At 42.7% G+C, this 19,567-nt stretch carries 17 protein-coding genes; 5 read left to right on the plus strand and 12 right to left on the minus strand.

Annotated features, from left to right (window positions below; genetic code table 11):
* Positions 1-3: 3 nt before the first annotated feature.
* Positions 4-1,416, minus strand: coding sequence for a SpoVR family protein (locus GJU40_RS05200; protein ID WP_343031408.1), 1,413 nt, complete (start codon positions 1,414-1,416; stop codon positions 4-6).
* Positions 1,417-1,595: 179 nt separating this feature from the next.
* Between GJU40_RS05200 and GJU40_RS05205 the strand changes: the two genes are divergently transcribed.
* Positions 1,596-2,045, plus strand: a complete 450-nt coding sequence (locus tag GJU40_RS05205) for an RrF2 family transcriptional regulator (protein WP_154306685.1) — start codon at positions 1,596-1,598, stop codon at positions 2,043-2,045.
* Positions 2,046-2,266: 221 nt separating this feature from the next.
* Positions 2,267-2,506 (plus strand): YhdB family protein, encoded by a 240-nt coding sequence (locus tag GJU40_RS05210; protein WP_154306686.1) that lies wholly within the window; start codon positions 2,267-2,269, stop codon positions 2,504-2,506.
* Between the two features lie 242 nt (positions 2,507-2,748).
* Here GJU40_RS05210 and GJU40_RS05215 read toward each other — a convergent pair whose 3' ends face one another.
* The 8 genes from GJU40_RS05215 to GJU40_RS05250 all read right to left on the minus strand — a co-directional run bounded on the left by GJU40_RS05215 (position 2,749) and on the right by GJU40_RS05250 (position 14,546).
* On the minus strand, positions 2,749-4,485 hold the full coding sequence (locus GJU40_RS05215; RefSeq protein WP_154306687.1) for a phospho-sugar mutase: 1,737 nt from the start codon (positions 4,483-4,485) through the stop codon (positions 2,749-2,751).
* A 150-nt stretch (positions 4,486-4,635) separates the two neighbouring features.
* Positions 4,636-6,306, minus strand: a complete 1,671-nt coding sequence (locus GJU40_RS05220; RefSeq protein WP_154306688.1) for a glycerol-3-phosphate dehydrogenase/oxidase — start codon at positions 6,304-6,306, stop codon at positions 4,636-4,638.
* A 206-nt stretch (positions 6,307-6,512) separates the two neighbouring features.
* Positions 6,513-8,003 carry a glycerol kinase GlpK gene (gene glpK / locus GJU40_RS05225; protein ID WP_154306689.1) on the minus strand — a complete coding sequence of 497 codons (1,491 nt, stop codon included), beginning with the start codon at positions 8,001-8,003 and terminating at the stop codon, positions 6,513-6,515.
* A gap of 153 nt (positions 8,004-8,156) precedes the next feature.
* Entirely contained in the window at positions 8,157-8,735 is a 579-nt protein-coding gene (locus tag GJU40_RS05230; RefSeq protein ID WP_154306690.1) for a glycerol-3-phosphate responsive antiterminator, read from the minus strand.
* A gap of 111 nt (positions 8,736-8,846) precedes the next feature.
* Positions 8,847-10,385 (minus strand): GNAT family N-acetyltransferase, encoded by a 1,539-nt coding sequence (locus tag GJU40_RS05235; protein ID WP_343031409.1) that lies wholly within the window; start codon positions 10,383-10,385, stop codon positions 8,847-8,849.
* A 57-nt stretch (positions 10,386-10,442) separates the two neighbouring features.
* Positions 10,443-11,108: an HAD family hydrolase gene (locus GJU40_RS05240; protein ID WP_343031410.1), complete on the minus strand. Its 666-nt coding sequence runs from the start codon at positions 11,106-11,108 to the stop codon at positions 10,443-10,445.
* Between the two features lie 733 nt (positions 11,109-11,841).
* On the minus strand, positions 11,842-13,530 hold the full coding sequence (locus tag GJU40_RS05245) for a glycoside hydrolase family 13 protein (protein WP_154306691.1): 1,689 nt from the start codon (positions 13,528-13,530) through the stop codon (positions 11,842-11,844).
* A gap of 14 nt (positions 13,531-13,544) precedes the next feature.
* Positions 13,545-14,546 carry a LacI family DNA-binding transcriptional regulator gene (locus GJU40_RS05250; RefSeq protein WP_154306692.1) on the minus strand — a complete coding sequence of 334 codons (1,002 nt, stop codon included), beginning with the start codon at positions 14,544-14,546 and terminating at the stop codon, positions 13,545-13,547.
* 202 nt (positions 14,547-14,748) lie between these two features.
* Between GJU40_RS05250 and GJU40_RS05255 the strand changes: the two genes are divergently transcribed.
* Both GJU40_RS05255 and GJU40_RS05260 read left to right on the plus strand, forming a co-directional pair.
* Positions 14,749-15,189 carry a disulfide oxidoreductase gene (locus tag GJU40_RS05255; RefSeq protein ID WP_154306693.1) on the plus strand — a complete coding sequence of 147 codons (441 nt, stop codon included), beginning with the start codon at positions 14,749-14,751 and terminating at the stop codon, positions 15,187-15,189.
* A gap of 1 nt (position 15,190) precedes the next feature.
* Positions 15,191-15,658, plus strand: coding sequence for a thioredoxin family protein (locus GJU40_RS05260; protein ID WP_154306694.1), 468 nt, complete (start codon positions 15,191-15,193; stop codon positions 15,656-15,658).
* A gap of 100 nt (positions 15,659-15,758) precedes the next feature.
* Here the strand turns inward: GJU40_RS05260 and GJU40_RS05265 are convergent, their stop codons facing one another.
* On the minus strand, positions 15,759-16,160 hold the full coding sequence (locus tag GJU40_RS05265; protein WP_154306695.1) for a DUF5365 family protein: 402 nt from the start codon (positions 16,158-16,160) through the stop codon (positions 15,759-15,761).
* A 123-nt stretch (positions 16,161-16,283) separates the two neighbouring features.
* Between GJU40_RS05265 and GJU40_RS05270 the strand changes: the two genes are divergently transcribed.
* Positions 16,284-17,189 carry an RluA family pseudouridine synthase gene (locus GJU40_RS05270; RefSeq protein WP_154306696.1) on the plus strand — a complete coding sequence of 302 codons (906 nt, stop codon included), beginning with the start codon at positions 16,284-16,286 and terminating at the stop codon, positions 17,187-17,189.
* Between the two features lie 27 nt (positions 17,190-17,216).
* On the opposite strand, the gene GJU40_RS05275 is transcribed toward GJU40_RS05270, so the two are convergent.
* Both GJU40_RS05275 and GJU40_RS05280 read right to left on the minus strand, forming a co-directional pair.
* Positions 17,217-17,819, minus strand: coding sequence for a class D sortase (locus GJU40_RS05275; protein ID WP_154306697.1), 603 nt, complete (start codon positions 17,817-17,819; stop codon positions 17,217-17,219).
* Positions 17,820-18,099: 280 nt separating this feature from the next.
* The gene (locus tag GJU40_RS05280) at positions 18,100-19,272 is read right to left on the minus strand and encodes a hypothetical protein (RefSeq protein ID WP_154306698.1); all 1,173 of its coding nucleotides are present in this window, start codon (positions 19,270-19,272) and stop codon (positions 18,100-18,102) included.
* Between the last annotated feature and the right edge of the window lie 295 nt (positions 19,273-19,567).

Raw genomic sequence — 19,567 nt, forward strand, 5'->3', positions numbered from 1 at the left:
GCGCTATAAATATCTCCTGTGAACGCCCTTTCCGTCGTAGCTGAAAAGAACTTCTTTTCCTTCCAGTACACTTTCCATATGGACCGCTCTGCCCCAAAGCTGATACAAATAAGGCAGCACTTTTTCCAGATATCTCAAATCCAGCTCTATTCCTTCATACCAGTGTTTTAAATATAATTCATAATTCTTAGAATAGTCCCCATCGGTCACCGTGATATAAGGAAAGCCTCCGTTCACTCTCATATTGATCAGCTGATCGCGAACATTTTCCCATTCTTTGTCAACAACCTTATAATCCCTGCCCTGCTTTTGGAAAAGATACATATCTTCCCGAAGGACAAGATCTTTTGTTAAGTAATTTCTGATAAAAGAAATATCTGACTCTACTTCCCTGACCTCAAACATCTTCTCTCTCCCGCTTCCAGCAGTTGTACCGAATTCCTTCATTTCATCAGTCGGGTTATCATATCTTTCCTCAATATCTTCAAATATTTTCAGACCCAGATAATAGGGGTTAATGCCGGTTTTAGAAGGCTGAACAACGCCGGAATTCAGCTTTGCATATTCAATTGACTCCTCTGTTGTCAGGTCCAGCTCTCTCATGATTCGCTGATGCCAGTAAGAAGCCCAGCCTTCGTTCATGATCTTTGTTTCCAGTTGTGGCCAGAAATAGAGCATTTCTTCCCTCATCATAGTGAGGATGTCTCTTTGCCAGTCTTCAAGCTCTCTGCTGTGTTCTTCTATGAAAAGCAGAATATCCTTTTCAGGTGCAGGAGGAAATTTTTTCTTCTTTTTTGCAGAAGAAGCTTCTGGCTTTTTCTCGTCTATTCCCCACAAATCATCATAAGGAGTTGCCTTTTTGGTCAGCTTTTTCTCATCTTCTTCATCTTCTACGCTCCATGACAGCTTTGGCCTTACTAAAGAGGGATCAATATGTTCTTGAACAGCAAGGATTGCGTCCAAAAATGATTCAACTTCCTGCCTGCCGTGCAGTACTTCATATTCTTTTACACGCTGCGCGGTTGCAGCCATGCTCTCTACCATATCGCGCTTTGTATTCTGAAAACGGCTGTTGTTTTTGAAAAAATCACAATGAGCAAGTACATGAGCAACAATCAGTTTGTTTTGCACAAGTGAGTTGGAATCAAGCAGGAATGCATAGCAGGGATCTGAGTTGATGACCAGCTCATAAATTTTGCTGAGACCGAGGTCATACTGCAGCTTCATCTTGTGAAACTGCTTTCCAAAGCTCCAATGTGAAAATCTGGTCGGCATCCCATAAGCTCCAAACGTGTAGATAATATCAGCAGGACAGATTTCATATCTCATCGGGTAAAAATCGAGCCCGAATCCTTCAGCTATTTCAGTAATTTCCGAAATGGCATATTCCAGTGCTTTTTGATCGCTTTCTTTCACTGAACTCCCTCCTCTTTTCCCTTATCTCAATGTATGAGAACAAACCTGAAAAGATGAAAATTTAAAGGGATGAGCAAGTGCTGCACGCCCAAAAATGAATATACTGACACATTTTCCAAAATGAACATTTTATCCCGGGTTTACTATGGTAAAATTGGATTATAGTGAGGTTATGTCTAATGAGATTAACGAATTATACAGATTATTCTCTTCGTGTGCTGTTATATCTGGCACTAAAAGAGCAAAGTCAGCTGGCTAACATTAAGGAAATTGCCGACGCCTACAATATTTCAAAAAATCACTTAATGAAAGTTACATATGATTTGGGGAAAATGGAGTTAATCGAGACAATCAGAGGCAGAAATGGCGGAATACGTTTAAAAAAAGCCCCTTCGGATATTAACATTGGAGCAGTTGTCAGAAAGACAGAGGATGACTTTAACCTGGTTGAGTGCTTTGATGCTGAGCGGAACTCCTGCATTGTCACACCTGCTTGCGGACTAAAGCATGTTTTTCATCAGGCACTGGCTGCCTATCTGAATGTTCTTGATCAATACACCCTGAAGGATCTTGTAAAAAACAAAGAAACCCTCCAAATGCTTTTTCAAGTTAACAGGCCGCAGCTGTAGCAGTATGTCAGGCTGCTTCTGCACAAGCACAGAGAGCACCCTTCTCTCTGTGTTTTTATTTTGCATCAAAAAATGCCCTCTTCATATAATGCAGTACGTGTCCTTTCTTATACAGGGCAGAAGATACCACCGCTGCTAATACAGGATGTCCAAGTTTTGCACAGAAAAAAAAAGCACGCAGATGACCAAAATAAAGATAGCTCCTTAAAGGAGGAAGTGCAATGGACAATGTTGATTATGATAAAGCTTTATATTATACGCATCGTTCACAGTGGGATAACCTTCTGATTTTGATGGTGCGTACAAAAGATGATTTTTTATCCAAAAAAATTGAGCAGTTTCTGCATGCATATAACTTCGAACATGATTATACAATTATTGAAAACAGCCTGTATTCCCTTTTAAGATACATTGATCACGCGGCTGATTCATCAGGACAGGAACTGGAAAGTTTCACTTGATAAACATGCTGACTCGGTTAAAAACGGGGCCACTTTGGCCTTTGTTACATAGATATCTTCATTATTTCTCTTTGCAGGGGCAGAATAGCTGGTAAAGAGCAGCTGTATTTTATGAAGTGCTGTACTTAGTACTAATATTCCAGAAATCAGAATTTTTATTGCTGTTTTTTCTAAGCTGGGATTCAGCTTTCAGGTGAAAGCAGATATTAACAGCAAAGAGGGACAGTGTCCCCCTGTCCCTCTTACGTCATGATAATTGCATTTACTTCTTCCATAACCGCTGCCGTTAGGTGCTCAAGCTTTGCCTTGCTTTCTTCAAGGGATGATCCTTGGATTGCAAAGTAAAACTTCACTTTCGGCTCAGTTCCCGAAGGTCTCAGGCAGAACCATGAGCCGTCCTCAAGGTAGTATTTCAAAACATTGGACTTTGGCAGGTCAATGCTTTCATTTTTGCCTTCTGCAACGATTGTTCTTTCGCTTTCACGGTAATCCTCAATCACAGTAACAGCTTGTCCAGCGATTTCCTTAGGAGGAGTGCTTCGGAACTGAGACAAAATTTCCTCAATTTGCTCTGCTCCTTCTTTTCCTTTTAATGTGAGCGATTTCAAGCCTTCTTTATAATAGCCGTATGTTTCAAAAACCTCCAGCAGGCCTTGATACAGCGTTTTCCCCTGCTTTTTGTAATATGCTGCAACTTCGGCAGATAAAAGTGCGGCTTGCACAGCGTCCTTATCCCTAGCAAAGTCACCAATCAAATAGCCATAGCTTTCTTCATATCCGAATTGAAACGAGTATTGCCCTGTTTGCTCATATTCCTTGATTTTCTCACCAATAAATTTAAAACCAGTCAGTGTATCAATGGTTTCAAGATGATAAGCAGAAGCAATGGCACGTCCGATTTCAGAAGTAACAATTGTCTTAAGAACCACTCCGTTTTCCGGAAGAATGCCTTTGCTTTTCTTTTCTGAAAGAAGATATTGGAGCAGAAGTGCGCCGGTCTGGTTGCCTGTCAGCACAACATATTCACCCTGCTCATCCTTCACAGCAATACCTAGCCGGTCAGCGTCAGGATCTGTAGCAATCAAGAGATCAGCGTCAATTTTTTTACCTTCCCTGATGGCAAGCTCGAACGCAGCGTGCTCTTCAGGATTCGGTGAAGCGACTGTTGAAAAATCCGGATCAGGAAGCTCCTGTTCAGCCACAACAGTCACGTTTTTAAAGCCCAGTGCTTTCAGGCCTTTTCGAACAGGTTTGTTTGCCGTTCCATGCAGCGGCGTAAAGACAATTTTCAAATCAGACTCAGCGGCCAGGTCAGGGTTAACTGAAATGCTTACCAGCTTTTCCGTATATTCCTGATCAATTTCTTCCCCGATCATTTTGATCAGCCCTTGGGCCTTCAGCTCTTCCTCGTCTCTCACCTCTACCAGAAGTTCATCAGGAATGCCATTCACCTTTGCAATGACTTCATCTGCAGCAGCAGGCGGCAGCTGTCCCCCATCTTCTCCATATACTTTATATCCGTTGTATTCAGGCGGATTATGACTGGCCGTTACAACGATGCCCGAAAAGGCATTCAGTCTGCGCACTGCAAAAGACAGCTCAGGTGTCGGCCTTAATTCTTCAAATACATATGTCTGGATGCCGTGAGAAGCAAGCGTTTTAGCAGCTTCCATTGCAAATTCGGGAGATTTATGGCGTGAATCATAGGCAATGGCCACACCCCTTTTCTTTGCTTCCTCTCCAAATCCTTCAATGTATAGTGCAAGCCCTTCAGATGCTTTGCGGACAGTATAGATGTTCATGCGGTTTGTTCCAGGACCGATCTCACCCCTCATTCCACCGGTGCCAAACTCAAGGTTTTTATAAAAAGAGTCCTCAAGCAGCTTATCATTCACTTCTGCAGCAGCCAGCTGCTCCAGTAGTTCTGTATGTAAATCTGTTTTCTTTTTCCAGCGCTCATAATTTTGTTCCCAGACCATGCTTTCCCTCCTAAATTGTGACTATGTGTAATCTTTTCTATTTTTATGTAGAATTTCCTTCTTATTTTACCAAGAGAATAGGGTTTTGCCTATAAGAGCAAAACCCCATTTTATCATTCAGCTGTTTTTCTTATAATCCATGCACCAGTATCATGAAGAAATGGGCTCGGCTGCTTCTTTAATAGACAGTTCTAACCTTTCCAGCTGTTCTTGCTTAAAACTCTCACTCCAATTCAGCTTTGATGCCATATAATTCACAGCAGGTTTTTTCCATTTTCTTGCCCAGTCTATATTAAAGTAGACTGCTCCGGTTCTTCTAATAAAAAAGTCTGCTGCTGTAGATGTCATTTCTTCCGTCATGCTATAATCCAGTTCTGCAAGCACAGCTATCGGAAGCCCATGCTTTTCACTTTCCTGCTTTAGGTCGGCTGCACGCTGGAAAAGCAAGTCTGCATTAGATCCGTACCTGCTTGCCAAAAATGCTGCATCCTCGCGGGAAAGCCCTTGCTTTATACCTTGCTCAACCTTTTTCTCTACAAAGGATCCAAATCCAGCAGAACCTCCTACATCTCCACCGGAAATCGGCATATTCTTTGTGATGCAGGGTCCTGTATCTTTTCCGGTTTCCTCTTTTAGTTTTCTTGCAATCAGGTTTACAATCTGCTCAGCCATTTTACGGTAGCCGGTCAGCTTTCCTCCAGCAATGGTAATCAGCCCTGATTGAGACTCCCAGATTTCGTCCTTACGGGATATTTCAGAAGGTCCTTTCCCTTCTTCGTGAATCAAGGGACGCAGGCCTGCCCAGCTTGATTCAACATCATTCTCGGTGATATTCAAATCTGGAAACATATATTGTATCGCATTCACCACATACTCACGGTCGCTTTCAGTCATTCTTGGATTTGCCTGATCCTGTTTATAGACTGTATCAGTCGTTCCTACATAGGTTTTTCCTTCGCGCGGTATGGCAAATACCATTCTCTTGTCAGGCGTATCAAAATAGATTGCCTGCCTTAATGGAAATTTCGACTGATCAAACACAAGGTGAATTCCTTTTGTCAGCTGAAGGTGCTTGCCTTTTTTGCTGGAGTCCTTTTCCCTCAAACCGTCCACCCACGGCCCTGTTGCATTGATCACTTTGTTTGCAGAAATCTCGTAGGTTCCATTGTTGATGAGGTCCAGCACTTTCACTCCGGTTACCTTTCCTCCTGCATCGTAAACAAAGCCATCCGCTTTGGCATAATTGACGGGAACAGCGCCATGCTCAACTGCTTTTTTCATGACCTCAATCGTTAGACGGGCATCATCCGTCCGATATTCCACATAATAGCCTCCGCCAACCAGCCCGTCTTTTTTTACCAGCGGCTCTCTTTTCAATGTTTCTTCTGCAGAGAGCATTTTTCTTCTTTCATTGCGCTTTACATTAGCAAGAAGATCGTAGACCTGCAAGCCGATTGAAGTGGAAAACTTACCAAAAGTGCCGCCCTTATGCATCGGCAGCAGCATCCACTCAGGTGTTGTCACATGCGGTCCGTTTTCATACACTACCGCTCTTTCCTTTCCTACTTCGGCAACCATTTTTACTTCGAATTGCTTTAGATAGCGCAATCCGCCATGAACCAGCTTTGTTGATCTGCTTGAAGTCCCCGCTGCAAAATCCTGCATTTCAACAACGCCGACCTTCATTCCTCTGGATGCGGCATCAAGCGCTATGCCCGCCCCGGTAATGCCTCCTCCAATTACAAGTACATCAAAGGTTTCATTCGCCATATCTTTAAGAGTTTGTTCTCTGTTTAAGCTGGAAAATTTATTGTTAGCCATTCTTGTTTCCCTCCCTGTAATGTCCGGTTAAGCAAGAAAAACGCAAGCCGCCAGCGGCGTCAAGTGCTGCCCTTTTCTTTTTTATATAGACAAAAAGAGACCACAACAAACTATAGCAGGATATCTACTCCATACTGTAGTGCTGTGGTCTCTCCATTTTCTCAAACCAGTATATTAACTTGATTATATTATATCATGAATTTCGGTTATTTAAAAGCGATAGCCGCTTTCACCGCTTTTTTCCAGCCGCTGTACAAGTTCTCTGCTTCCTTTTCATCCATGTCCGCTTCGAACTTTCTGTCTAAGTGCCATTGCTCTGAAACTTCTTCGATATTTTCCCAGTATCCTGTTGCCAGGCCTGCCAGGTAAGCAGCCCCCAGCGCAGTTGTTTCATTTACTTCCGGACGCTCTACGGGCACGCCAAGCAGGTCGCTTTGAAATTTCATTAAAAAGTTATTCTTAACAGCACCGCCGTCCACTCGGAGTGTTTTCAGCTTTAAGCTCGAATCAGCTTCCATTGCGCCCAGCACATCCTTCGTCTGATAGGCAAGCGACTCCAGTGTAGCTCTGATTAAATGTTCTTTTTCTGTTCCTCTTGTCAGCCCGAAAACTGCCCCGCGGACGTCACTGTCCCAATAAGGTGTTCCCAGCCCTACAAATGCAGGCACAACATAGACACCCTCTGAGGATTGAATGCGTGCAGCATAGCTCTCGCTTTCTGCAGCATCCCCAAACAGCCTCAGGCCGTCACGAAGCCATTGAATGGCAGATCCTGCAACGAAAATACTTCCTTCCAGTGCATACTCCACTTTTCCATTAATACCCCAGGCAATTGTCGTCAGCAGGCCATGCTCTGACCGAATTGCCTTTTCTCCTGTATTCATCAACATAAAACAGCCTGTGCCATACGTATTCTTTGCCAAACCTTCTTCAAAGCAAGCTTGTCCAAACAGGGCAGCCTGCTGATCACCTGCAGCGCCTGCAATCGGAATTTCCTCTCCGAAGAAGTGGTAGCTTGCCGTATGGGCGTACACTTCGGAAGAGGGTTTAACTTCCGGAAGCATTGCAGCAGGAATATCCAGAATTCCTAGCAGCTCAGGATCCCACTTTAATTCATGAATATTGTACAGGAGCGTACGTGATGCATTTGAGTAATCAGTTACATGCGCCTTTCCGCCGGATAGCTTATATATGAGCCAGGTATCGATTGTGCCAAACAAAAGCTCGCCCTTTTCAGCTCTGTCTCTTGCTCCCTCAACAGAATCCAATATCCACTTAATCTTTGTCCCTGAAAAATAAGGGTCAATTAACAGACCTGTTTTTTCTCGAAAAAGCGTTTCGTGCCCTGCATCCCTTAACTCATTGCAAATATCGGCAGTCTGCCTTGACTGCCACACAACTGCGTTGCAAATGGGCATGCCGGTTTCCTTTTCCCATACAACAGTTGTTTCACGCTGATTAGTAATGCCAATTCCCTGAATTTGTTTTGCAGAAATGCCGGATTCAGACAAGCAGGCAGCAATAACAGCCAGAATAGAGCCCCAGATTTCATTTGCATTATGCTCTACCCAGCCAGGCTGCGGGAAATATTGCGTGAACTCCTTTTGAGCGGAGTGAACAATCTTACCTTCTTTATTAAACAAAATTGCTCTGGAGCTTGTAGTCCCCTGATCCAGTGCTAAAATGAATCTTTCCATAGATGTAAACCTCCCTGGCTGTACCGGATGAAACGGATTAAAATAAAAATCCACAACAAACCCTGCCTGAAACTCAGGCATTGAGTGCTGTGGATCTCCCGTCTCCGTCACAAAATGAACTTACTTCTATAGTAAGGATGGGGGAAAGCGTTGTCAACCTGAACCTGTTGCATCAGGCTGCTCAAACTCCTTCCAAAGTTTGGTATCCGATGTTGTTACAGCTGCTGCGCCAGCCTCCAGAGCCTGCTTTACTTCTGTTGCAGTCGTGATGAATCCCCCTGCAAAAACCGGGATATTCGTTCTTTCTTTGACCAATTTGACGAGCCCCGGTGCTATACCCGGAAGCACTTCAATATAATCCGGCTTATGCCGTTCAATCAGCTCCAGGCTTTTTTCAAACGCACTGTTATCCAAAAGAAACATCCGTTGTATGGCATACAGCTTTTTCTTCTTTGCCTTGATAATCACGTTGCTTCTTGTTGAAATCAACCCGGCAGGCCTGATTTCCTGACAGAGATACTCAGCAGCATACTCATCATGCTTTAATCCCTGTATCAAATCAACGTGAATCAAGAGCTTTTTTTCGTGTTTGCCTGCCTCCCTCACCAGGCTGCGCAGCTGCGCAAGCTGTGTTTCAAGCAGGACTCCGTATGTATAGCTGCTTCTTAAAAAATGATCAAACTGTTTCATATTTCGGATAGCCGGGAGAATTTTTTGCTGATGAAAACTCAATATTCCACACTCCTAATGTTATGGTTAGTACTATTATAGAGCCAAGTGTATCAAAAAATATCTTCCGCAGAAAGAGCCCATAACAAATGTCATGGGCATCAAGGATGGTTTTTATTTTTTATACAAAATAGAATAAAGATCTTTCCGGCGGTCCTTCAGCTGCCTGACTGTTCCTGATTGGCGCTGCCTTCTAAGGATTTCCAAGTCTACATCTCCGATAATGACCATTTCTATATTTGCGTTGCACTCTCCAACGATGCCATCTCTGGCGAATTCAAAATCAGATGGTGCAAAAATAGCAGACTGAGCATACTGAATATCCATATTTTCCGTTTCAGGAAGGTTTCCGACAGTTCCGGCAATAACCGTGTAAACCTGATTCTCAACCGCACGGGCCTGGGCGCAGTAGCGTACACGCAAATATCCCTGCCTGTCTTCTGTACAGAAAGGTGTAAAGATAATTTTAGCTCCCTTTTCTGTAGCAATCCTGGCAAGCTCAGGGAATTCAATGTCATAGCAGATTTGAATGGCAATTTTTCCGCAGTCAGTATCAAACACCTTCACTTCATCGCCGCGGCTGATGCCCCACCATTTTCGCTCATTCGGTGTGATATGAATTTTATACTGCTTCTCAATCGTGCCATCTCTTCTGAAGAGGTAGGCAATGTTAAAAATTTTCTCATCTTCTTCAACGAAATGAGATCCGCCGATAATGTTCACATTATATTTCACAGCAAGTTCGGTAAACAGATTGATATACTGCTCTGTAAACTCTGCAATTCTTTGAACTGCACGGCTCGGTGATCTCTCATTCAAAAATGACATCAGCTGAGTTGTGAAAATTTCCGGAAACACAGCAAAATCCGACCCTGCATCAGAGGCAACGTCTGTATAATATTCAACCTGGGTAGCAAATTCTTCAAAAGAACTGATCTGCTTCATCATGTACTGTACAACGCAAATTCTGACCGGCAGCGCCGTTTTATAATACATGCGGGGATTAGGCTGATAATCCACATTGTTCCATTCCATTAATGTCGCATACTGATTCGACGCCTTATCATCTGGTAGATAATTAGGATTTACACGCATCGGAATAAAGCCATTCAGCCACTGAAATGAGAGAACAGGATCATAAATTTTGTGATGGATCACCTGCTCCACATATTCCCTCGGCGACATTTCCTGTGCATGCTTATGATAATTCGGGATGCGCCCCCCGATAATGATGCTCTTTACATTGAGAATACGGGCCAGTTCTTTTCGGGCTTCATACAATCGGTGGCCGATTTTCATTCTCCTGTACTCGGGATGAACCATTACCTCTATGCCATACAGATTGAGTCCATTCGGATTATGATTGGTAATATAGCCATTGTCTGTAATATCATCCCATGTGTGGCGGTCGTCATATTCATCAAAATTCACTAGCAGGCTTGAGCATGACCCGATGATTTCCCCTTCCAGCTCTGCACAAAACTGTCCTTCAGGAAAATGCTCCAAATGGCTTTCCAAGTGCTCGCGCTTCCAAGGATCCATACCGGGAAAGCAGACCCTTTGCAGCGCAATAATATCATCTATGTCACTTTCCTCAATCGTTCTGATAATCATTTTCTTTTCAAATTTCTTTAAATCAAGCATATCTGACACAAACTTCCACTCCTTTGCGAATACCTTATCAATTACCCGCTTTCATGATTTCTATTCTTATTTTCTTTTGGTATGCAGCTCTTCAATTAAAAGAGCCAGCTCCAATTCAGCCATGGATTCAAGCCGATGGTCAAAATCCTCAAATGCCAGTTCTCTTGTGACTGTGTTGGGAACAATGACGCAGCTCATACCTGCACGCTTCGCTGCGAGAGATCCGTTCACTGAATCCTCAAATGCCAGACAATTTGCCGGATCAACCCCGAGACACTTTGCCGCTTCTATATACAGAGCCGGATCGGGTTTAACCGTCTCCACATCATCGGCAGTTTTGATGCATTCAAAATAATCAAACAATCCGATGTTTTTCAAATGGCCTGATACCCAGGCATAATGTGAGCTGGAGGCCAAACCGATTTTCAAACCAAGCTGCTTTGCTGCCTCTAAGTATTCCAGCACCCCCGGCCTTGCTATTTCTTTTTCCAAACGGCCGGAAACAAGTTCTCTGTGCCGTTTCGTAAGCAATTCATGATCCAGCTCCCTTTTAATCTCATCTTGAAGATATTCAAACGGTTTAAAACCCGAAGCTGTTCCAATCACATTGCCCCATACCGACATCGGCAGCTCAGAACCATGCTCCCTGAATATCTCCTGCAATGCCTCATATTCATGTGTCTCTGTATCTAAAATCAACCCGTCAAAATCAAAAATCACTGCTTCAATCACAGTAAACCCTCACTTTCTCTATTTGAAATTCTGCATGTGGAAAAACTGATCTTTGTCATCAGAACAGCTAACAAACTCTATGTACCCCACAGCTCCCTGGGTAAATATCTATTCTAAGACACTTGGCTTTCACTAACTATAAAAATTTTATTACACACTGTGCCAGTCCCAAGCTGATCATGGCGGAGGAACAAACTGGGCAGGCAAAGGCTGACAAAGTATATTCGACTTGATGAAAGCTCCTGCGTCAACTGCTGCATTCCGTCGGGGCAAACTCTCCTGCGAAAGAGAAAAGCTCAGCACAAGAACGAATTGACTGCCCTTTTATCATACAAAATTATATATGTAAATGGCAGTTTTTTTGCCTATATTTGTTTTGTTGGGGGCGGGGCGAGGATTTTTGGGTTGAGGGTGGGTGGGTGTTTGTTGTAGGTTTTTCCGCATAGTAGAACAAAAGCGCCATCTTTGTTATAGTATCTTGCGGAAATGCGAAGATACTATAACAAAACCACCTACTTTGTTATAGTATCTCAAAGATAGTAGAACAAAAGCGCCCTCTTTGTTATAGTATCTTGCAGAAATGCGAAGATACTATTTCAAGACCCACTACTTTGTTATAAGATCACCAACTAGAACAAAACCACCCTCTTATTTATACCCTGCCCATCACACTACCTATAACAAAAAAATGCAGACCTCCCCCTCTATGAGGAGCTGTCTGCATTTTTTCATTTTATGAAAATAATCTGTACACCCTGGCTTCCCACGGCTTCATTGTGAAGTATTCCATGTTCTCTTCCGGGTCCGCATTATAGTTTGAAATTAGTATTTCCTTGCTGCGGTAAGCAATTTGTTCAGGAAGTTTGAAAACAGGCGTTTCACTTGAAAAGTTAGTGATGACAAGCAGTGTTTCGTTACCGAGTGTTCTGGTGTAAGCAAATATCTGTTCATGGTCCCTAAGCAGCAGGTCGTATGTGCCGTAAACAATAATGTCGTTTTCTTTTCGGAGCTGAATCAGCTTCCTGTAAAAGTGAAATACAGAATCCTGATCGTGCAGCGCTTGTTGGGCATTAATGTTTGTGTAATTCGGATTGACTGCAATCCACGGGGTGCCGGTTGTAAAGCCGGCATGCTCACTGTTGTCCCATTGCACAGGCGTTCTTGCATTGTCCCTGCCTTTTGTATAGATGGAGTGCATGATTTTCTCCGGTTCTGCTTCAGCATCAGCTGTTTTTTCATTGTACATGTTCAAAGTTTCAATGTCTTTGTAATCGGAAATATCTTTAAATCTGACATTGGTCATGCCGATTTCTTCACCTTGGTATATGTAGGGTGTACCCTGCATCATATGCAGGCATGCAGCCAGCATTTTGGCCGATCTCACACGGTATTCGCCGTCGTCGCCAAATCTGGAAACGATGCGGGGCTGGTCATGGTTGTTCCAGTAAAGACTGTTCCATCCTTTGCCTTCCATGCCCTTTTGCCATTTTGTCATTGTGTCTTTTAAGTCCGGCAAATACAGCGGCTTGAGATGCCATTTGTTGAGTCCCGGCTGAGTGTCAAGGTCCATGTGTTCGAACTGAAAAACCATGTTCAACTCTTTGCGGTCTTCATCGGTATAGAGAATTCCTTGATCAGGAGTGACACCAGGCATTTCTCCCACCGTAATAATGTCATATTGGGAAAGCACCTCCTGATGCATTTCCTGAAGATACTCATGAATTCTTGGGCCGTTCATGAAATAATCATGTCCCGACACATATCTTTTACCCTCAGGATTCTCTGCATCCGGCAGGCCGTCCACTTTTGAAATAAAGTTGATTACGTCCATTCTGAAGCCGTCTATGCCTTTATCAAGCCAAAACTTCATCATTTGATAGACTTCTTTCCTGACCTTGGGATTTTCCCAGTTAAGATCAGGCTGTTTTTTTGAAAAGATATGCAGGAAATATTCTTCCGTCTCCTCATCATATTCCCAAGTGGAGCCGCTGAATGCAGATTCCCAGTTGTTTGGTTCTTTCCCGTCCTTCGCGGGTCTCCACACGTAATAATCACGATAAGGATTGTCTTTTGATTTTCGTGACTCAACAAACCAGGCATGCTCGTCCGATGTATGATTTACAACAAGATCCATCATCAGCTTGATGCCGCGGTTATGCATTTCCTGGAGCATTTCCTCCCAGTCTTCCATTGTTCCGAATTCATCCATAATGGCCTCGTAATTACTGATATCATAGCCATTGTCATCGTTGGGAGACTCATAAACCGGCGACAGCCAGACAACATCTATGCCCAATTCCTTTAAATAGTCCAGCCGCGAGATGATGCCTCTGATGTCCCCGATTCCATCTCCATTAGAATCCTGAAAACTGCGCGGGTAAATTTGATATACTACTGACTCTTTCCACCACTTCTTATTCATTGCACATTCTCCTCCTAAGACAGCCTCTTTGCAGATCCTCTTTCTATGATCTGAAAAGGCAGGTAACTGCTTTCTGCTTCTTCCCCGTTCATCAAGCTTGCCAGTTTTGCAAACGCTGCTGAACCCATTTTTTCAATCGGCTGATGCACCGTTGTCAGAGGCGGGGTACTCATTTGGGCGATTTCTGTATCATCAAAGCCGACGACTGATAAGTGATCGGGAATCCGAATTCCCTTTTCATAGCAATAGGAAATGACCCCGAGCGCCATTTCATCACTCGCAGCAAAAACTCCCGTGATATAAGGATTTTTTTCAAGCAGCTGCTCTATTGCCCTGTACCCGCTGCTGTAGCTGAAATCCCCAAACACCAGCTGAGAATTCTCAAATTGCAGGCGATAGTCTTTTAAGGCCCTTTGAAATCCCCGCAGGCGGGGCATGCCAGCAACAGGATCATGCTTTGTTCCTGAAATCATGCCAATGTTCTGATGGCCTTTTTCAATTAAATAAGCTGCTGCTGCATACGCTGCCTCTTCATCATTGATTTTTATGTAAGGAACTTCAGGATGTACTGAAACAGAAGAAACAACAACCGCTGGAATTCCGGATGACAGAAGCTCCCTGCAGTACTCCCTTGTAAAAAGCTCGCTTGCAAAAATAACCCCGTCTACCTGCTTTTCATTTAAAAGCTGAATATAATCCATGGTTCTTTCCCCATTGGAATCTGTATTGCATATCAACACGCTGTACTGGCGCTGATGGGCAGCAGCTTCAATTCCCTGCAGCAGCTTTGCGGAAAAGCTGGTTGAGAGTTTTGGGATTAGAACACCAATAGTATGAGATTTCCTGTTCACGAGATTCCTGGCAACTGCATTTGGTTTGTATCCCAGCTCCTTAATCGCCTTTTCGACTCTCTCCTTGGTTTCCTCAGAATAACCTCGCTGATCATTCAATATTCTTGAAACGGTCGCAACAGACACACCTGTCATGCCGGCAATATCTTTAATCGTTGGCTTCATTGATTTCCATCCTTTTACGTAAACGTTTACGTTTCCTCCTATTTTATCGAGAAGAAGTAAGCGTTGTCAAATAGAACTGCAGGGAATCATTCCACACTGATCAATTTTTCTTTTTCCTCCCTCCCACCCTTCTTCATTTACTTATTTTCGCAGTAATAATATAATTTCTATGTAGTCATCATATCTATTAAAAGGAGACCTCATGAAAGCTAGCAAACAGAAGAAAGTAGAAAACTATATGTTTATTGCCTGGGCAGCTTCGTTTATTTCTACCATCGGCAGCCTCTATTTATCCGAAGTGCTCGGCTACATCCCCTGCGATTTATGCTGGTATCAGAGGATATTCATGTATCCCTTAGTAATCCTTTTAGGCATAGCGATTTTTAAAAAGGACGAGAAGGCGGCAGTTTATTCACTTGCCCTGTCTGCTGTTGGCGGGCTCATCTCCATGTACCATTATGGAATTCAAAAACTGCCTTTCCTGGCAGAGCGTTCAGTTTCCTGCGGCATCGTTCCGTGTACGGGAGACTACCTGAACTGGCTTGGTTTCATTACGATACCCCTGCTTGCTCTTGCTGGATTTGCGATTGTTTTTATCATGAGCGTATTGATTATAAGAACAACAAAGAAAGAAGGGAACTGATTTGAAAAAAATCATGATTTTTGCTGGTATTGTCCTTCTGCTTTTTGCAGGACTTGCCTTTGTTAACAATTATCAGCAAGCAGAGAGATCAAAAGATAATCCTTATGAAAAAGACAAGCTTAATCCTGCAACTGTAGATCAGTTAAACGACCCGAACTACCAGAATATCGTGACTCCAGATCAACTGAATGAGCAATTGCAAGATGGCGCTGATACAGCAGTGTACTTTTTCAGCCCGCTGTGTGAACACTGCAAAAAAACCACGCCCGTATTAATGCCTGCTGCTGATGAAGCAGGAGTTGAAATACAGCAATACAATGTATTGGAATTTGAACAAGGATGGGAAGATTACAAGATTACGGGAACGCCCACCCTTATCTTCTTTAAAGACGGTGAAGAGGTAAACAGGCTGGAAGGCTATCAGGAAGAAGCTGCTTTTCAGCAGGCTTTTACAGCATATAAAGAATAGGAAATAGCAAAAGACCGAAGAGAGCCAGAGGGCCTTTTCGGTCTTTTTTTCTTCACTATTTAAAGTTCTTGCTCTTGAACACCTCTTTGTCAGCTTCTTATCAAATCAACCACTTGTTGGCAGGCTTTCCGTAATGATGCAGTTCTTCTTCGCTTACGGCTTCTTCGAGGAAGTGCTCCATTTTCAAAGGAAAAGAATAGCCGAATTCCTCAAGCGTCTGCTTGTTTTTTTCGAACATCTTCTTATATTCATTTTCTTCTATACTGTTTGAGTGTTCCAGAACACATATTAATGTCTGAAGGCTGGACATGATTTTAAACGCCTGATCCAGCGTGCTGTTGAGATAACTGTCAGAGCCGCTGGGCCTGAGGACGCTTAGCTCCTCAAGTTTTGCTATCAGCTCTTCAGAAAAATACATTGGAAACACTTTGTTATACATTGTGTTCACGAGCTCTTCTATGTACCGTTCTTGTTCTTCGGTAGATGCTATTATAATTTTCAACACACTCACCCTTTTATCTTCTGTGAGGCTAGCATAACATAGAGCTTGTCGTGAAAGGAGAGGTAAGTGTTTCCTTGTATCTCACTGCTTTCATCCCCTATACTATTGAAAGGAGGCTGAACTATGCGTAAAAAAGGAGAATGGGTGGAAATCCCCATTAACATACAGGAGGAATCCTGGCTTTATCAGTACATAATGGAAGCTTACGGAGTTTCCAAGCGTTTTATACAGGAGCTCCAAAACAAAGGCGGCGTGATGCTGAATGACGTTGTGACAGACAACAATAAAACCATTCAAAAGGGTGACAGGCTGCTGCTTCATATTTTTCGAAAGGAAGATTACGGCGTTCTTCCAGAGTATGGAGAGGCAGAGATTCTCTTTGAAGACGAACACCTGCTGATCGCCAATAAGCCCGCTGGTTTGGACACACATCCCAACGAGGAAAACCAAACTGGGACTCTTGCTAATATGATTGCAGCTTACTACCAGATGAACGGGCTGGAGACAAAGGTCAGACATGTACACCGTCTGGACAAAGATACCTCAGGAGCCATTGTGTTTGCCAAAAACAGCTTTTCTCAAGTACTGCTCGATCAGATGATGCAAAAAAAAGAAATCAAGCGGATGTATCTAGCCGGTGTTACCGGCAAACTAAGCAATAGAAAGGGAAGAGTTTCCTATCCAATTGGAAGAGACCGCCATCACCCTGTCAGAAGAAGAGTTTCTGAGGGAGGGCAATCAGCAGTGACGAACTACAAAGTGCTGCAATATAACAGTGAAATCGATGTCTCGGCACTTCAACTGCAATTGGAAACAGGACGTACTCATCAAATCAGGGTCCATATGGCGGCGCTCGGCCATCCCATTATAGGCGACACACTGTACGGCGGCTCAAAAAGACTGATAGAAAGGCAGGCCCTTCATTCTGCCAGCGTCGAGATGCTGCATCCAATCACCAAAGAACATATCAGCATATATGCTCCTGTACCTTTGGACTTTCACTTTTTTCTTAAAGACGCCGAGTTGTAAGCAGAACTACCACTCTGCTGATGCCGTTCATTTCTGGAGCCTTTCGGCATAAATAATGTACCGCTGGGGAGCATTTCCGACTAGCCTGAAGGGATAACAGGTCGTCAGAATCAGCTCCTCCTTTTCATTTTGAAGGGTAAGAACCGACCTGTCATCTGCATCCACGATTTTTGTCTCAATAATCTTGTACATGAATTGGCCCGTTGGCAGCAGCAGTTCCAGCACATCGCCTCTCTCTAATTCACCTGCTCTTCTGAAAACAGTGTCTCTATGTCCTGATAGCACAATCTGCCCACTCTCATCCGGATAGTAGCTTCCTGTAAAATGCCCCACTCCTCTCTCTAGCTCATCGGGATCCGTACCCTCTATAATTGGCAGCCTGGCTCCCAGTCTTTCAATTGCCAGAATGCCAACAGCCTCTCCGGCCGGCGGATTGAACCGTTTTTTCCCTTCAATAGTCACTTTGGCCTCAGATTCAGACGCACTCTCCAAGTGTTTTTTTTCAACAATTGCTACCTTGGCAGCCTGTAAAGATTCATTTTCCCCAATCTGAGCTGAATAGATATTCCAGCCTCCATACACCAGCAAAGCAGCACCTAAGATAATCAGAAACCTGGATAATCTCTTCATTTGTACAACATCCTTAAAAGAAGTATATTCTCTCATTATACACAAAATGGAAGAGGCAGCCGGATACTTTCTTCGCAGGGTTTTGTTCTACTATCATGGAAAAAACGCGAGATAGTATAACAAACAGGTCTGTTTTGTTTGGCGGAAAATACTAGATAATAGAACAAACAGGAGCTTTTTGTTCTACTATGCAAAACTGCAAAATGAGCTTGTAGGGGATAGAATATTCTTCATAAATTAAAAAGGAAATCAGTGCTGATTTCCCCTTTAACCGTTTGTTTTAATTTTTCGCGACAAAGTCTAATAAGTGACTGTTTGTTACAGGTATGTCTGCTTTTAAAGAAAAAGAGGTATTATCAATAACTAATAATTTCTCCTCTCTTTCTGACGAAGAAATGATATATATTTCTCCATTTTCCTGATCCTGATACAGGAATCTGTAACTGCTATCGGGATCCAGATATTCTTTCTGAAGAGGTTGAAATGTTAAAGCAGGCTCATAGGTTAAAAGACCAATGATACTTCCCTTTTTTTGGCTATACACCTGATACAAAGCTGTTATTGAATTTAAAAGTAATTGACTACTTTCTTCATTAAAAAAGATGTCGTCTTTACTCATTCCCTGAAACGGCTTTTGTACCTCGTAATCAAAGTCAGTATTATAAGAAATAACTTCCCCGGACTCGCCAAGTACATAGGCATATTCTTCTGTAGAATATAATGGATACATATCAGCATTCTTATTTATATTCATATATTCCGCTTTCTGGTTTTCCAGGTCAATGACACCAATTCCTGAGTTTACATATATATCTTCTTCATCCACCTGCCCGCTTGTCCCATAAATGATTTTACCGTTAAATTGTAGCAGGGGTGCCCATTTTGGGGCATGTCCATATTCTGTTTCAAAGCTATTTTGAGTTGAGAAGTTTGATATTGATACATTAAATTCATTGGTTTCAGCATTCACATTCTGTTCTCCAGTTTTATGGGAAACGAGAGTTTGCAAAAGTACACTGTCTCCATAATGCATAATATGATCAACGCCCACTTCATAATCAAAATAATCCAGCTTCACTCTTTGAAATTTTTTCTTTGAAATGTCATATGTGTAATAATAATTATCTATGGTTGCTTCACCGAACAGAGAAATATACAGGCTGTTGGAATGATTTGGCTTTTGATGAGCGCTCATTCTTCTGAAATATTGATCTCTTATTTCATATTCTCGGACAACTTTCCCATCGGCGGTGACTTCTTTTACAATCGTATTTTCTTGAGACACTCTTTTATCAGCAGGATAATATAAGAGATAATGATTAGAATTCTTGAGTGGTTCAAATTTTTCAATTCCGTCAACAAGTATGGTTTCTGTATTTCTTGATAGCAGGGCATATATTGATGCAATGAATATGATCAGTACTAATGCCAGTATGAGGTATCTTTTTTTCATATATTCTCCAGCCTATTTCAGGTTGTTTTAGATTTTTCCAGGAAGTGATTTTCCCTCCTAAAATTCTTGATAACAATCATTAAGTAGTTCAGTTAACGTTAACTATTTGTAAATATATCCAAATAAATTTTTCATTTCAATACGTTTCTGGATAAATATAACTTAAAACCCACTTGAACTACCCGCCACTTAACTGCTCTTGCGAGCTGTTTGAAGTGGGGGATTCCTAAGAACACCAGCGTAACCGCTAGTTATGGATTAGGCTATCCCGTTGCACCGACGGTTAGAAGCCTTA

The organism is Metabacillus lacus, assembly GCF_009674805.1.
In the GTDB taxonomy this organism is placed as follows: Bacteria; Bacillota; Bacilli; order Bacillales; family Bacillaceae; genus Metabacillus_C; species Metabacillus_C lacus.